The sequence below is a fragment of the Lysobacter oryzae DSM 21044 genome, assembly GCF_059568595.1.
The window spans coordinates 444,616-460,300 of record NZ_JCANTQ010000011.1 but is presented as its reverse complement, the minus strand read 5'-3'; the positions used below and the strand labels follow the sequence as shown (position 1 = coordinate 460,300).

The following is a 15,685-nucleotide window of genomic DNA, read 5'->3' as shown; positions in this document are numbered from 1 at the left end:
GACAACCAGCCGTGGGTGCAGCGCGTGCTGGACGGCAGCTATCGGCTCGAGCGCATCGGGGCCGCAGCCTGATTCCGTACCGGCACAACGAAGTGCGCATTTTCCGAAGTGGATTTCATGACCCAGCGTAAAGGCATCATCCTCGCCGGCGGCTCCGGCACGAGGCTCTACCCGATCACCCAGGCCATCAGCAAGCAGTTGCTGCCCGTCTTCGACAAGCCGATGATCTATTACCCGCTCAGCGTGCTCATGCTGGCGGGCATCCGCGAAGTGCTCATCATCAACACGCCGCACGAACAGGCGCTGTTCAAGAACCTGCTTGGCGATGGTTCGCAGTGGGGCATGAAGATCGAATACGCCGTGCAGCCCAGTCCCGACGGCCTGGCGCAGGCGTACCTGATCGGCCGCGAGTTCGTGGCCGGCCAGCCCAGCTGTCTGGTGCTGGGCGACAACATCTTCTACGGCCACGGCCTGACCGAGTTGCTGCGGCGGGCGGCGGCGCGCGACCGCGGCGCCACCGTGTTCGGCTACTGGGTCAAGGATCCGGAGCGCTACGGCGTCGCCGAATTCGACGCCAACGGCAAGGTGGTCGGCCTGGAGGAGAAGCCGGCGAAGCCGAAGTCGAGCTACGCCGTGACCGGCCTGTACTTCTATGACGGCCGTGCCAGCGATTACGCCGCGGCGCTCAAACCGTCCGCGCGCGGCGAACTCGAGATCACCGATCTCAACCGCTGCTACCTGGAGGACGGGTCGCTGCAACTGGAGCGGATGGGGCGCGGCTTTGCCTGGCTCGACACCGGCACGCACGAATCGCTGGTCGAGGCGTCCATGTACGTGGAAACCATCGAGAAGCGGCAGGGCCTGCGCGTGTGCTGCCCCGAGGAGATCGCGTACTTCAACAAGTGGATCGACGCGGCCCAACTGGGCGACCTCGCCAGGCCACTGGCCAAGAATGGCTACGGCCAGTACCTGATGAGCCTGCTGGAACACGGACGCGTCGAATGAAAGTGATCGAAACCGATCTGCCCGGCTGCGTCGTGATCGAACCGCAGGTATTCGGCGATGCGCGCGGCTTCTTCTTCGAGTCGTTCAACACCGACAAGCTCGCCGCGCACGGGTTAGCGCCGAAGTTCGTCCAGGGCAACGTCTCTTCCTCGAGTCGCGGCGTGCTGCGTGGCCTGCATTACCAGTGGCCCAATCCGCAGGGCAAGTACGTGTCGGTGATCGAGGGCGAAGTGTGGGACGTCGCCGTCGACATCCGCCGTGGTTCGCCGACGTTCGGAAAGTGGGCGGCCGTGGTGCTCAACGCCGAGAACAAGCGCCATTTCTGGATCCCGGAAGGCTTCGCCCACGGATTCGTGGTGCTCAGCGAGCGCGCCGTGTTCACTTATCTGTGCACGGCGACGTATGACGCCAAAGCCGATGCCGGTATCCGCTGGGACGACCCGTCGCTTGCGATCGACTGGCCGGTCAGCGATCCGCTGCTGTCGGAGAAGGATGCGCGGGCGCCGCTGTTGGCGGCGGTCGAGGAAGGCCGTCTGCCGGTCTACGCGGGTTGAGTCGCGTGAGGATCCTGTTGCTAGGGGGCAATGGACAGGTCGGCCACGAGCTGCGGCGCAGTCTCGCCCCGCTCGGCGACCTCACGGTAACCACGCGCAGCGGCGAACTCCCGGACGGCGCGACTTGCGACGCGCTGGACCTGTACGCCCTGGAGACGTTCGCGCCGCTGCTCGAGCGCGTGAATCCCGACATCGTCGTTAATGCCACGGCGCATACGGCAGTCGACCGTGCGGAGGACGAACCGGAACTGGCGTTCCGCGCGAATGCCGACGCCCCCGCGGAGTTGGCGCGCCTGTGCGCGCAGCGTGGCGCGCGCCTGGTGCATTACTCCACGGATTACGTCTTCGATGGCAGCGCCGACACCCCGTATCGCGAGGACAGCGCGACCTGTCCGCTGGGCGTCTACGGCGCGAGCAAACTCGCCGGCGAAGAGCGCATCCAGTCGAGCGGGGCGTCGCACCTGATCCTGCGCACGGCCTGGGTGTACGCAACGCGCGGCAACAACTTCCTGCGAACCATGCTGCGGCTGGGCGCAGAGCGCGACGAGCTGCGCGTCGTCGCCGACCAGCGCGGTTGTCCGACGCCAGCCTGGCTGATCGCCGACGCCACGGCGCGGATCCTGGAGCGCGGAGTGGTCGCCTCCGGTATCCGCCATCTGGTCGCGGGCGGCGAAACAACCTGGCACGGCTTCGCCCAGGCGATTTTTGGGGAGGCCGTTGCCCGCGGCCTGATCGCGCGCGAGCCGCGCGTGCTGCCGATCCGCACGGATGAATACCCGACCCGCGCACGTCGGCCGGCATATTCGGTGCTGGATACGGGCCGGCTGGCAGCGGAATACGAGCTTGCGTTGCCGGATTGGCGTTCGTGCCTGTCCACGACGCTGGACGGGTTGTCGCAGAACCAAGTTGCTGAGCGTGTGTGAACGAAATGTGGCCTTCGAATGGCCGCACTGTCAGATCAAACGGGGAAGTAGGGGGAAGTATGAAGCGAATCTGGAACCGGCTGCTGGTAGCGGCGGTCTTGGCCTCTGTGTTGCCGCTCGATGCCACGGCTGCCGGCGTGGATGTTGGCGCGTATTCGCGCAAGGACAAGTTCGAGGACCTCACCATCTCGCCGGGTGGCGAGTACCTCGCGGCCTCGGTGCCGCTGGAAGACCGGACCATCCTGGTCGTGATCGAGCGCGCCACGAACAAGGTGACGGCGAAGTTCGTGCTGGGCAAGAACGTTCACGTCAGCTATTTCAATTGGGCCAAGCCGGATCGCCTGCTGATCGGCACCAGTGAAAAGTTCGGCCTGCTCGCGCAGCCGCAATTGACCGGCGAGCTGTACGCGATCAATGCCGACGGTGGGAGCGCAGAGTTGCTGGTCGGGTACCAGGTCAATGACGGCGGGCTGGGCACGACGATCAAGCCCAAGAAGGGCAACGATCGCATCTATGCGTTCCCGGTCGCCACGCCTCCGATGGAGGGCAAGAGGGTGCTGGTGTCCGTGCGGCCTTACGGATCGATGGACCCGTATTCAAGTGCCGAGTACCTCGACATCTATTCCGGACGTCGCGACAAGGTGGCTTCGGCGCCGGTGCGCAATGCGTCGTTCGCCACAGACAACCAGGGCGTCGTCCGCTTCGCCGCGGGCTTTGCCAGCGACAACGTGCGCAAGCTCTACTACCGCACGGGCGAGGGCGCGCAGTGGGAACTCGCTGGCATCGAAACGGACGGCCGCTTCGATTCCCCGGTTGGTTTTTCCGCCGACAACAAGATCGCGTACCTGCAGAGCGAACAGCCGGACGGTCCCGACGCGATCGTCGCCATGGACTTGGCCACGCGTGAGCGCAAGGTGGTCCTGCGCGATGACGACACCGATCCGTCCGGCGTGATCTATCGCAACGGGACCCGGACGCCGGTGGGCTTCTTCTTCCACGACGGGAAGCTGCGCACCCAGTTCCTGGACGAGCAGTCAGCGGATGCGAAGCTGTACCACAGCCTGGAAGCAGCCTTCGCCGGCGAGGCCGTTGTGATCACGTCGAAAACGGCCGACGGACGGCTCGCCCTGGTGCAGACCTACAGCGACCGCAACCCGGGCGACTTCTATCTCTTCGATACCGTCGCCAAGAAGGCGTCGCATGTGCTCGCGCGCCGCGAATGGTTCGATCCGGAGCAGCAGCACGCGGAACAGCCGATCATGCTGAAGGCGCGCGACGGGCTGGCCCTTCACGGCTACCTGACCGTGCCGAAGGGCAGCAGCGGAAAGGGTTTGCCGCTGGTGGTGCTCCCGCATGGCGGTCCGTATGGCATCCGTGACATCTGGGGCTTCGATGACGAAGCGCAGTTGCTGGCCCAGGCCGGCTACGCGGTGCTGCAGCTCAACTACCGCGGTTCCGGTGGCTACGGGCGTGCATTCGAGCAGGCCGGCGTCCAGCAATGGGGCGGCACGATGCAGGATGACCTGACCGATGCGACGCGCTGGGCGATCGACCAGGGAATCGCCGACCGGAACCGCATCTGCCTGTATGGCGCCAGCTATGGCGGCTATGCGGCACTGATGGGCGCGGCCAAGGAGCCGACGTTGTACAAGTGTGCGGCGGGCTACGTCGGCGTGTACGACTTGCCTAAGATGCAGGCGGACACAAATCGCGATAGCGCGCGCCTGGGCAACTGGTCCAAGGAATGGGTGGGCAAGCCCGAGAACCTGGCCAGCGTGTCTCCCAACCGTTTCGCGGATCGGATCAAGATCCCCGTGTTCCTGGCTGCGGGTGGCGAAGACGAAACGGCACCCATCGAACACTCGAAGATGATGGAAGCAGCCCTGCGCAAGGCGGGCACGCCTGTGGAGACCCTCTACTACGACAACGAGGGGCACGGCTTCTACCTGGAGGAACACCGTCGCGAGTTCTACTCGCGCCTGCTGGCGTTCCTCAACCGGCACCTCGGGGGAGAAGTGGCGGCCGCCGCTCCGGCGCCCGCGACGGGAACCGCAGGCAAGAAGTAAACAAGCGTCAGACGAGAAACGGCACCGCAAGGTGCCGTTTCCATGTGTGCCGGCGGACATTCCCGGCCCGATGGGCATCCGTTCGCGAGCCAGCCGTGCTGCCCGCTACGTCGCCTGCGCCTGTCAACGGCGATCCCTGCGTGCGATCACTTCACGCCATGCATCATGCGGCGCAGCAGCGGCGAGGCCAGCAGCGCCGCGATGGCACAACCGACGCCCAGCCACATCAGGAAGTTGAACAGGTCCGCGTACTTCGCCGCGGCCTCGGCGACGTTCATGGTTTCACCTTCCGGCACCTCGATTGCCGCGAGCTTGCCGAAAAGTGCCGCCAGCGTTTCCGAGAACGCGGTGGCGAGGAACCACGTGCCCATCATCAGGCTCATCACGCGCGGCACCGACAGCTGGGTCACCGCCGAAAGGCCGACCGGGTACAGGCACATTTCCCCGAGTTCGAGCAGCAGATACGCGAGCACCAGCCACCACACGCTCGCCAGTTCGCCGGTGCTGCCGGCGTGTTGCGCGGCCCATACCAGGGGCAGGAAGCTCAGTCCGCCAAACAGCAGCCCCAAGGCGGATTTCGTCGGCTTGGACGGATCCAGCCCGCGCCTGTCCAGCCAGGCCCAGACCACTGCGAACAGCGGGGCGAGCAGGACGATGAACAAGGCGCCGAGGTAGGTCAGCGAACCGGCGGTCTGCGGCAACACCACCGCGTCGCGCAGCAGTGCGACCAGCATCGCCACTACCGTGGTGCCGAACAGCAGGCGCGGCAACGACGACGCCGGGTTGCGGTCCGACACGGAGGCGGCGATCACGAACGACACCGGCCCCAGCAGCAACGAATACGTCGACCAGGGCGCCGACGCCAGGAACAGTTGCAGGTTCCGCAGCCAGTCGGCGCTCCACCGGATCGTGGGCTGCGCCTGCACCAGCGATGGCGCGACGTCCTTGGTGAGCAGCCGGTCGGTGAAGGTGACCCACGAGCCGTAGGTCTGTTCGTACAGGGTGTAGAACACCAGCGCGGCGAAGATCAGCACCATCATCGCGCCCATGCGCTGCGCTTCGACCCGGGTGCAGCCGCGGGTGACGAAACCGACGTACCAGAAGCCGACGGCCAGGAACACCACCGACATCAGGACCAGGGCGAGGGTGGACTCGGCAATGAAGAAATCCACCACGCCGTAGCGGGCGGACAACCAGATCACGCCGAGTCCGACCAGCGCGAAGGCCAGCAGCGACGGCGCGTAGTCGCGCAACGGGGCCGCCGCGTCGCGGCGCCGCCACGAATGCCACATCGACCAGACGATCCCGGCCAGCGCCATCACCACGATCCAGTAGGTCCAGCGCACTACGTCGGCGCCGAGCTGGATCGAAGTGACCGCGTGCATCAGCCACGCGACCGGCAGCAGGCCGAGCACGGCTCCGCCGTAGATCATCCACTCGCGCGAGCGCGGCAGCGGCGCGGGCGGTTCGCCGATGCCGCGCAGGTACTTGCGGCCCCAGATGAATTGCGCGAGGCCGAGCAGCATGCCGATGCCGGCGGCGCCGAACCCGTAGCGCCAGCCCAGCGTCTGGCCGAGGTAGCCGCACACGATCGATGCGAACAGCGCGCCAAGGTTGATGCCGGCGACGAACAGCGAGAAGCCGGAATCACGGCGCGGATCGTTTTCCGGGTAGAGCTGGCCGACGATCGTCGACACGTTGGGCTTGAGGAAGCCCACGCCCATGATGATCAGCGACAGCGACAGGTAGAAGACGCGCAGCGCGCCTTCGTCGCGCACGACCACGCCGTTGACCACGGTTGCGGCGTGGCCCTCGACGGCCATGCCTGCATGGCCCGCCACCAGCAACAGCCCGCCGAAGATCACGGCCTTGCGCATGCCCAGGAAGCGGTCGGCAAGCAGGCCGCCGATCACCGGCACGCAGTAAACCAGCCCGCCATAGGCGCCGAGCACGTCCAGTCCCGCGCGGTCGCCGAACTTATGGTGCTGCAGCAGGTACAGCAGCAGCAGCGCCTTCATCCCGTAGAAGGAGAAGCGCTCCCACATCTCGGTGAAGAAACAGACGTACACGCCCTTGGGATGGCCAAGGAATTCGTCCGCGGCAGTGGCGGCCGGGCGGCCAGCGGCGGCGGTGGACAGGACTGACAAGCGGAACCCCCGGATCGATGTGCGCGCCGTCCCTGCGCAAAGTCGGGGCGAGTATAGCCACCCACTGCCAAGCCGGGCCGTGGCCGCATCGCGATCGGGTCTGCGATACTGCGGCGACCATCCTTGGGGGAATTCCACCCGTGAACCGACCAGACTCCCTGGCGACTCCGCGCACCGAGGTGACCATCCGCGGCCTGATCCTCGGCGTGATCATCACCGTGGCGTTCACCGCGGCGAACGTGTTCTTCGGCCTCAAGGCCGGCCTGACCTTTGCCACCTCGATCCCGGCGGCCGTCATCTCGATGGCGCTGCTGCGCAACTTCAAGAATTCGACGGTGCAGGAAAACAACATCGTGCAGACGGTGGCCTCGGCCGCCGGCACGCTGTCCTCGGTGATCTTCGTCCTGCCCGGCCTGATCATCATCGGCTGGTGGACGGGCTTTCCCTACTGGGTGTCGTTCGCGATCTGCGCCCTCGGCGGCATCCTCGGCGTGATGTATTCGATCCCGCTGCGCCGCGCGCTGGTCACCAACTCGGAACTGCCGTATCCCGAAGGCGTCGCCTGCGCCGAAGTGCTGAAAGTGGGCAGCCCCGGCGCGGAAGGCACCGCGCACGGCGCCGAGGAGAGCCGCGCCGGCCTGCTCGCGGTGATCTGGGGCGCGATCGTCGCCGCGGTATTCGCGGTGGTGGTCGCCACGCGCGTGTTTGCCAGCGACGTGGCCAGCTATTTCCGCGTCGGCGACCGTGGCGGCGTCACCGGTTTCGACTTCGCGCTGTCGATGGCGCTGTTCGCGGTGGGACACCTGGTCGGCCTGTGGGTCGGCATCGCGATGCTGCTCGGCGCGCTGATCGGTTGGGGCTGGGGCGTGCCGCACTTCTCCGAGATCGCCGCCGCGACCACGCAGGCCGGCACCGCCGTCGCCGACCTGGCCCAGCAGACCTGGAGCAAGCAGGTGCGCTTCGTCGGCGCCGGCACCATCGGCGTCGCCGCGATCTGGACCTTGGGCAAGCTGGTGAAGCCGGTGATCACCGGCCTGAACTCGGCGATGGCCGCCGCGAAGGTGCGCGCCGCCGGCAACATCGCCTCGCTGCCGCGCACCGAGCACGACATCCCGATCGGCGTGGTCGGCATGGTCATGGTCGCGTGCTTCATCCCGCTCGCGTTCCTGCTGGTGCAGTTCAGCAACGAAACCGGCCTGGGCGCGCACACCACCTCGCTGGTGATCGGCGGACTGATCTACATCGTGGTGATGAGCTTCCTGGTCTCGACCGTATGCGGCTACATGGCCGGCCTCATCGGTTCGTCCAACAGTCCGTTGTCGGGCATCGGCATCCTGGTGGTCATCGGTGCGGCACTGCTGCTGGTGTTCGGCATCAAGCCGATGCTCGAGCCCGGGCACGAAAAGGGCCTGGTCGCGTTCGCGCTGCTGGTCACCGCGGTGGTGTTCACCGTCGCCGCGATCGCCAACAACAACCTGCAGGACCTCAAGACCGGCCAGCTGGTCGACGCCACGCCTTCGAAGCAGCAGTGGGCGCTGGTGATCGGCGTCATCGCCGGCGCCGCGATCATCCCGGTGATCCTGGACATCGTGAACAAGGCCTACGGCTTCACCGGCGCGCCCGGCGTGGACCCGAAGCTGGCCTTGGCCGCGCCGCAGGCGGGGCTGATCTCCGCGCTGGCACAGGGCGTGATCGAGAACAACATCGACTGGAGCCTGATCCTGATCGGCGCCGGCATCGGCGTCGTGCTGATCGTCGTGGACGAGGTGCTGCGCCGCACGACCAAGGGCGCGCACCTCTCCCCGCTCGCGGTCGGCCTGGGCATCTACCTGCCGACCTCGGCGACGCTGATGGTGGTGGTCGGCGCGATCGTCGGCTGGATCTACGACAAGCGCGCCGAGCGCAGCGCCAATCCCGAGTCCACCAAGCAGCTCGGCGTGCTGCTCGCCTCGGGCATGATCGTCGGCGAAGGCCTGGTGGGCGTGGTGATCGCCGGCATCGTCGCCTTCAACCTGTTCCCGCTGGCGCTGGTCGGCGACGACTTTGCCGGCCCGGCCAAGTGGATCGGCGGCATCGCGTTCGTGGTCGCGGTATTCGCGCTGTACCGCTGGATCGAGGGCGTGGCCCGGCGTACCGCCGCAACCTGAGCGCGGACTTTGCAGGTCTGGGCCCTGTGACCGCCGGCCTTTGCGGCAGGCAGGGCCCACCGCCTACCATCGGGACTTTCGCACTTCCGTTCCGGAGTCCCGATGAACCTGCGCCACGCCGTCCTGCCGCTGCTCCTGGCGGCGGCCCTGCCTTCGTTCGATGCCGCCGCCGCCCGCGGCTTCGAGGTCCGCGACCTCGCCACGCTCGACCGCGTCTCGGCGCCCACGCTCTCGCCCAACGGCCGCCAGCTGGTGTTCGCCAAGCGCGTGGTCGATTTCGCCGCCAACAAGTCGGCGACGTCGCTGTGGATCGAGGACCTGTTCGCGCGCGACTCCGCGCCGCCGAAGCGCCTGACGCCGGAAGGCTGGAACGTGAATTCGCCGTCCTTCTCCCGCGACGGCAGCAGCGTGTACTTCCTCAGCGCGAAGTCCGGCTCGATGCAGCTGTACTCGATCCCGGCGCGCGGCGGTGAACCCGTCCGGCTCACCGATCTTCCCGGCGACATCGGCAGCTACAAGTTCTCGCCCGACGGCAAGCGCCTGGCCTTCAGCACCGATGCCTTCGTCGACTGCGGCAGCGACCTCGCCTGCAGCCCGAAGCGGATGGAGGAACGCGGCAAGCAGAAGAACAGCGGCGTGCTGTTCGAGCGGATGTTCATCCGCCACTGGGATGCCTGGAACGACGGGCGCCTGAACCGCCTGTTCGTGACCGACGTGCTCGCGGCGCCATCGATGGCGAAGTCGGCGACGCTGGTGGGCGCCGACGTGATCGGCGACGTGCCGTCCAAGCCGTTCGGCGACCAGACCGAATACGAGTGGTCCCCCGACGGCAAGCAGCTGGTGCTCAGCGCACGCAAGGCCGATGCCCAGGAACCGTGGTCGACCAACTTCGACCTGTACCTCGTCAATGCCGACGGTAGCGGCACGGCGAAGAACCTGACCGCATCGAACCCGGCCTGGGACACCACGCCGGTGTTCAGCGCGGACGGCAAGACGCTGTACTACCGCGCGATGAAGCGCCCCGGCTTCGAGGCCGACCGCTTCGCGCTGATGGCGATGGACCTGGCCTCGGGCAAGTCGCGCGAGATCGCCTCGCGCTGGGACGCATCGGCCAATGGCATCACCCTGTCCGCCGACGGCAAGCGCATCTACACCACGGCGCAGGAACTGGGCCAGGATCCGTTGTTCGCCGTGGCGGTCGCCAATGGCGAAGTCACCAACGTCTCCGGTCCGCAGGGATCGGTATCGGCGTTCGCACTCGCCGGGCCGACGCTGGCCTTCACCCGCGCCACGATCAAGAGCGGCGACCAGGTGTTCGTCACCAGCCCGGATGGGCACGCGCCCCAGCGCGCGATCACGCTCAGCGCCGGCGAGATGCTGCCGGACGTGCGTTTCGGCGACTACGAGCAGTTCAAGTTCGCCGGCTGGAACAACGAAACCGTGCACGGCTACGTGGTCAAGCCGTGGAACTACGAGAAGGGCAAGAAGTACCCGGTCGCGTTCCTGATCCACGGCGGCCCGCAGGGCAGCTTCGGCAACGGCTGGAGCTATCGCTGGAACCCGCAGACCTACGCGGGCCAGGGCTATGCGGTGGTGATGATCGACTTCCACGGTTCCACCGGCTACGGGCAGGCCTTCACCGATGCGATCAGCCAGCACTGGGGCGACCGTCCGCTAGAGGATCTGCAGAAGGGCTGGGCCGCGGCGCAGAAGCAGTATCCGTTCCTGGATGGCGAAAAGGCCTGCGCGCTCGGCGCCAGCTACGGCGGCTTCATGGTCAACTGGATCGCCGGCAACTGGAACCAGCCATGGAAGTGTCTGGTGAGCCATGACGGCGTGTTCGAGAACCAGGCGATGGGCTACGGGACCGAAGAACTGTGGTTCAGCGAGTGGGAGAACGGCGGCACGCCGTTCGAAAACCCGCAGGGCTACCAGAAATTCAACCCCGCCAACCACGTCGACAAGTTCCGCGTGCCGATGCTGGTGATCCACGGGCAGCAGGATTTCCGCATTCCGGCGGAGCAGGGCATCGCGTTGTTCGGCGCGTTGCAGCGCAAGGGCGTCGAGTCGAAGTTCCTCTACTTCCCCGACGAGAACCACTGGGTGCTCAAGCCGCAGAATTCCGTGCAGTGGCACGACACCGTGAATGCGTGGCTGAAGCAGCACATCGGCCAGTAAGGCGATCGGCTTCGGGTGTCAGAAAAGGCGGAGCGATGCTCCGCCTTTTCCCTTTCATGCCGACCTGGTCGCCGCGACTGCGGCGGCTAGCCTAAGCCCGCTGGTCAAGGCGCCAGCACGCTGCGCCGATGAACCTCTATCGCCGGCGCGGCGGCAGCGGCCCCGCGCTGGGCTTCGATCGCGACGTTCGAACTCGATTCCAAGGGTTGCGCCGCTGCCTGCGTCCTGTCGACGCCGGCGATGCGATGGCGGGCATCGTCCAGCGGCCCCTCGACGGCGAAGAGCGCGCCGTTCGCACCGATCACGACGTGGTCGATGCGCTGCATCCCGCCCTCGCGTGCCTTGGCGACGAGACTGCCTGCCGCGTTGCGGTACTGGTCCTCGCTCGCATAGCCCAGGGCCGCCGGCTGGATGCCATGCAATCCGTCCAGGGCTGCGGTGAACATTCGGTTGGCCGGGTGGGCGGGGTGGGCCAGGGAGGTGCGTGCCGCGAGCTGCTGCGATGCCAGCACCGCATCCATCCCGTGGACGTCGAGCCCGTGCTTGAGCGAACTGCCGGGGACCAGCCTCTTCCAGCCATGCAGCGGCTCCGGATCGGGCAGCTCGATCTTGTGGCCGATGGCGTCGGGCAACAGGCCGCGCGTAAGCAGGTTCTTCTCCTGCAGCGTCGTCAGGATTTCGTGGTCGACGGCGTAGCGGCGGATGAGGCCGCGCTCCGCGGCCTGCTGCGTAGCTTCCGGATCACGGTGGACGCGGCGGATCGTGGCGTCGTTCAGGCCGGAGGAGTTGAAGGTCACCGCGGGAGCCCCGGATGTCACGGCACCCAACGTTGCCAGGCCTCCCCCGAGTGAATGACCCGTGATTACCAAGTCTTGCTGGAATGCGTCGAAGGCCTTTCGCGACAGCCGTTCGGCCGCGGCGTACTGGGCATCTTCCAGCCCGATTCCTTGCCTTAGGTTATGGGTCCAGTCTTTTCCTTCATTCGTTCCGCGGAACGCCAGGACATAGCCCCCCTTGTCGTCCGCATAGACCCTGGCCATGAAGCCGGCGCGATCGTCGCGCAGCATCTCCTTCTTGATGCCGGCAGCTGCCAACTCCTGCTCGCTCAAAGGACGCCACCCCTGCACGCCTAGGCTGGTGTCGTTGTAGGAATCAGCCGCAATGTGGGCCAGGGCAATATCGATTTCGCGGGCATCTGTACCGCGAACTCGAGACGAAAACGAATCTTGCTGCGTCTGCAGTTCGGTCATGGTTGCGATCCTTCGCCTGTTCCGGCCGTATTAGGGAGTTCCGACGGCCTAGTTGTGTGACTTCACTTCGATTCCATTCGCGCGTAACCATTGCTCGATGCTCGACAGATCCGAGCGAGCGTCGGAACTCAGCAGCCGCTGGTCTCCCATGAACAGGTAATCCTGGAACGTTGATTTTCGCCCGTTCACGGCACGCGGGTCGGCGCCCGCATTCAAGAGCGCCAGCACCTTTCTGTAATTGCTGGTTTGTGCGGCGACATGCAGCGGTGTGTCACCCGTCGCATCGGAGGTGTTCGTATTCGCTCCCGCAGCAAGCAGTCGATTGAACTGCGCATCGCGATCACCCATCAGCGTGGCGCTCAGTAACGATTGCCCGGTGGCCTTGTCCTGAAGATCCGGGTCAACGCCAACCTTCAACAGAACGTCGAAGTAGGACGAATCATTCGCCATCGCAGCCAAGTGCGCAGCGGTGCTTCCGTCCATCCCTTGCAAGGCAGGATCTGCGCCCTCCTGAAGAAGAGCCTCGAAGGCGCGCTTGCTTTGATTGAAGATCGCCCACTCGAGCAGGGTTATGTTCTTGTCCCCGTGTGCCCGTAAGTCGGTGGACTTCGCAAGCGCATGCACGCGCTTGGCATCATTGTCGGCTATGGCGTCCGCCATCTCGGCAACGCGGCTATCGGCAAATACTTCGTGCACATCAACCTTGTGCATCAGCAGGTCCTCCTTGGCGCATCCAGGGCCGGCCAGGCCGGCGAGTACGACGAGCAACATCTGGCGCAATGCGGGTATTCGCATGGTGTCGTCCGATGACAGTGATCCCTTTTCAGACTACCGGACTGCCCCGGCGAATCAACCCCGGGCAGGTGCCGGATTTTGGGGGTATGCTCCGCGCCAGGGGCAGTCGAGGGGGCTGAGATGACCGACGATTTCCGCAAACCGCCGGAGCCGCACAAGGGGCCGGAGCGCCGCAAGGGCGTCGACCGGCGACAGGGCCATGACCGGCGCGAAATGATCCGCTTCGAGCCGGACAAGGACGACCGCCGCAGTGGCAAGGACCGCCGCAAGCGCACCGGGTGGGACACGGTTCGCTAGACGCGTCGCCGCTCGATCCTGGTCAACAGCAACGCGATCGGCCCTTGCCGTAACGGGCGTCCATGCGCTCGCGGAAGAAGGCTGCGCGGTCCATGGGCGCATCCAGCGGATGCCGCTCGCGCATGTGGGCGGCATACGCATCGTAGTCGGGGATGCCGATCGCCAGCCGCGCGGCGCGCGCCGCGTTGGACCAGATACCCCGGAACAATGCCCGCGTGGCGGCGATCATGACGCCGGCCTCGCCGCGACGCTATCCAGCGCCACGTAGTCGCTTTCGCGGGTCGTCGGGGCTCCGGCCCGCCGCGCGGCCAGTGCCGATCGGAAGCCGAAGAACACCGTCGCCAGCACCACCACGATGAACAGTGCGCACAGCACCGCATCGACGTGGTAATTGAACACCAGGCGCTGCATTTCCCCGGCCGACTTGGCCGGAGCCACCAGCTCGCCGCGGGCCATCGCATCGGAGAACTTGCGGGCGGCGGCCAGGAAGCCGATCTTGGCGTCGTCGTGGAAGATCTTCTGGGCGCTGGCCGTCAACGTGCACAGCAGCAGCCAGGCGGTGGGCAACAGCGGGATCCACAGGTACTTCTCGCGCTTCATCTTCACCATGACCACGCAGCAGAAGACCAGCGCAATGCCGGCGAGCATCTGGTTGGCGATGCCGAACAACGGCCACAGCGTGTTGATGCCGCCCAGCGGGTCGACGACCCCCTGGTAGAGGAACCAGCCCCAGCCCGCCACCGCGAGCCCGGTGCACAGGACGTTGGCCAGCCAGTTCTCGGTATGCGCCAGCGCGGGATGGGCCACGCCCAGCAGGTCCTGGATCATGAAACGCGCGACGCGGGTGCCTGCGTCCAGCGTGGTCAGGATGAAGAGCGCCTCGAACAGGATCGCGTAGTGGTACCAGAACGCCATCATGCCGGTGCCGCCCGCGATGCCGTGCAGGATCTGCGCCATGCCGACCGCGAGCGTCGGCGCGCCACCGGTTCGCGACAGCAGTGTTTCCTCGCCGATTTCTTTCGCCGTCGCGGCAAGCAGGTCGGGCGTGATCACGAAGCCCCAGTTGGAGATCGTCGCGGCCGCGGAGTCGACCGTGCTGCCGATCAGGGAGGCAGGGGCGTTCATTGCGAAATACACGCCCGGCTGCAACACGCAGGCCGCCACCAGCGCCATCACCGCGACGAAGGCTTCCATCAGCATGCCGCCGTAGCCGATGGGCCGGATGTGCGCTTCGCTGGACAGCATCTTCGGTGTGGTGCCCGAGCTGATCAGCGCATGGAAGCCGGACACCGCGCCGCAGGCGATGGTGATGAACAGGAAGGGGAACAGCTTGCCGGCGAACACCGGGCCGGTGCCATCGACGAAGCGCGAGACCGCGGGCATCTGCAGCTCGGGCATGGCGACGAAGATCGCCACCGCAAGCAGCACCACCGTGCCGATCTTGAGGAAGGTGCTGAGGTAGTCGCGCGGAGCCAGCAGCAGCCACACCGGAAGCACGGACGCGATGAAGCCATAGCCGATCAGCAGCCACGCCAGGGTGGTCGCCTCGAGCCGGAACAACGACGACCAGTGCGGATCAGCGGCGACCTTGCCGCCCAGCCAGATCGTGAGCAGCAGCAGGGCGAGGCCGACGACGGACACCTCGAGGATGCGCCCCGGCCGGAATAAGCGCAGGTACAGGCCCATCAGCACCGCGATCGGGATGGTCATCGCTACCGTGAACGTGCCCCACGGGCTCTGCGCCAGCGCCTTCACCACCACCAGCGCCAGCACCGCCAGCAGGATCACCATGATGAAGAGGATGCCGATCATCGCCGTGACGCCGGCGGCACCACCCATCTCGGTGCGGATCATCTCCCCGAGCGAGCGGCCATCGCGGCGCGTGGAGAAGAACAGCACGAGCACGTCCTGCACCGCACCGGCGAACACGACGCCGGCCAGGATCCACAGGGTTCCGGGCAGGTAGCCCATCTGCGCGGCGAGCACCGGGCCCACCAGCGGGCCGGCGCCGGCGATCGCGGCGAAGTGGTGTCCGAACAGCACCGACCGCTCGGTCGGCACGTAGTCCAGTCCGTCGTTGCGCCGCCACGCCGGCGTCGCGCGCGTGGCATCCACGCCCAGGGCGACCTGGGCGATGTAGCGGGAATAGAACCGGTATGCGATGGCGAATACTGAAATTGCCGCGGCCACCAGCCACATGGCGCTGATGGTTTCGCCCCGGTGCAGGGCCAGGGTGCCGAGGCTTGCGACGGCGACCACGGTCGCAAGGAGCCAGATGATCCAGGAAAAGCGCTGCATGACGTCCCTCCGGAGGAGGCCGCAG

General features: G+C 66.4%; 12 protein-coding genes. 7 read left to right on the top strand and 5 right to left on the bottom strand.

Translation table 11 applies throughout. The annotated features are described in order from the left end of the window. The first annotated feature begins 117 nt into the window (after window positions 1-117). Genes rfbA through BP05_RS10475 form a run of 4 tightly spaced genes read left to right on the top strand, consistent with a single transcriptional unit; the run spans window position 118 to window position 4,548 of the window. Window positions 118-1,005 carry a glucose-1-phosphate thymidylyltransferase RfbA gene (gene rfbA, locus BP05_RS10490; RefSeq protein ID WP_496363114.1) on the top strand — a complete coding sequence of 296 codons (888 nt, stop codon included), beginning with the start codon at window positions 118-120 and terminating at the stop codon, window positions 1,003-1,005. Beyond that, window positions 1,002-1,559, top strand: a complete 558-nt coding sequence (gene rfbC / locus BP05_RS10485; RefSeq protein WP_496363112.1) for a dTDP-4-dehydrorhamnose 3,5-epimerase — start codon at window positions 1,002-1,004, stop codon at window positions 1,557-1,559. Before rfbA ends, rfbC begins: the two co-directional genes overlap by 4 nt. 5 nt (window positions 1,560-1,564) lie before the next feature. After that, on the top strand, window positions 1,565-2,482 hold the full coding sequence (gene rfbD / locus BP05_RS10480; RefSeq protein ID WP_496363110.1) for a dTDP-4-dehydrorhamnose reductase: 918 nt from the start codon (window positions 1,565-1,567) through the stop codon (window positions 2,480-2,482). A 59-nt stretch (window positions 2,483-2,541) separates the two neighbouring features. After that, window positions 2,542-4,548, top strand: coding sequence for an alpha/beta hydrolase family protein (locus BP05_RS10475; RefSeq protein ID WP_496363108.1), 2,007 nt, complete (start codon window positions 2,542-2,544; stop codon window positions 4,546-4,548). A gap of 146 nt (window positions 4,549-4,694) precedes the next feature. Here the strand turns inward: BP05_RS10475 and BP05_RS10470 are convergent, their stop codons facing one another. Beyond that, window positions 4,695-6,686, bottom strand: a complete 1,992-nt coding sequence (locus tag BP05_RS10470; RefSeq protein ID WP_496363170.1) for a peptide MFS transporter — start codon at window positions 6,684-6,686, stop codon at window positions 4,695-4,697. A gap of 149 nt (window positions 6,687-6,835) precedes the next feature. Between BP05_RS10470 and BP05_RS10465 the strand changes: the two genes are divergently transcribed. Both BP05_RS10465 and BP05_RS10460 read left to right on the top strand, forming a co-directional pair. Beyond that, window positions 6,836-8,842: an OPT family oligopeptide transporter gene (locus tag BP05_RS10465; RefSeq protein ID WP_496363106.1), complete on the top strand. Its 2,007-nt coding sequence runs from the start codon at window positions 6,836-6,838 to the stop codon at window positions 8,840-8,842. A 102-nt stretch (window positions 8,843-8,944) separates the two neighbouring features. Beyond that, complete coding sequence (locus BP05_RS10460) at window positions 8,945-11,020, top strand: S9 family peptidase (protein ID WP_496363104.1); 2,076 nt, start codon at window positions 8,945-8,947, stop codon at window positions 11,018-11,020. A gap of 104 nt (window positions 11,021-11,124) precedes the next feature. Here the strand turns inward: BP05_RS10460 and BP05_RS10455 are convergent, their stop codons facing one another. Both BP05_RS10455 and BP05_RS10450 read right to left on the bottom strand, forming a co-directional pair. Then, entirely contained in the window at window positions 11,125-12,270 is a 1,146-nt protein-coding gene (locus BP05_RS10455; protein WP_496363102.1) for a Tle-like phospholipase domain-containing protein, read from the bottom strand. A 48-nt stretch (window positions 12,271-12,318) separates the two neighbouring features. Beyond that, window positions 12,319-13,041 (bottom strand): ankyrin repeat domain-containing protein, encoded by a 723-nt coding sequence (locus BP05_RS10450; protein WP_496363100.1) that lies wholly within the window; start codon window positions 13,039-13,041, stop codon window positions 12,319-12,321. 144 nt (window positions 13,042-13,185) lie between these two features. On the opposite strand from BP05_RS10450, the gene BP05_RS10445 reads away from it, so the two are divergent. Then, window positions 13,186-13,362, top strand: a complete 177-nt coding sequence (locus BP05_RS10445) for a hypothetical protein (protein WP_496363098.1) — start codon at window positions 13,186-13,188, stop codon at window positions 13,360-13,362. Window positions 13,363-13,384: 22 nt separating this feature from the next. On the opposite strand, the gene BP05_RS10440 is transcribed toward BP05_RS10445, so the two are convergent. Beyond that, complete coding sequence (locus BP05_RS10440) at window positions 13,385-13,591, bottom strand: YbdD/YjiX family protein (protein WP_496363096.1); 207 nt, start codon at window positions 13,589-13,591, stop codon at window positions 13,385-13,387. Then, the gene (locus BP05_RS10435; RefSeq protein ID WP_496363094.1) at window positions 13,588-15,660 is read right to left on the bottom strand and encodes a carbon starvation CstA family protein; all 2,073 of its coding nucleotides are present in this window, start codon (window positions 15,658-15,660) and stop codon (window positions 13,588-13,590) included. The genes BP05_RS10440 and BP05_RS10435 overlap by 4 nt, the downstream gene beginning before the upstream one ends. Between the last annotated feature and the right edge of the window lie 25 nt (window positions 15,661-15,685).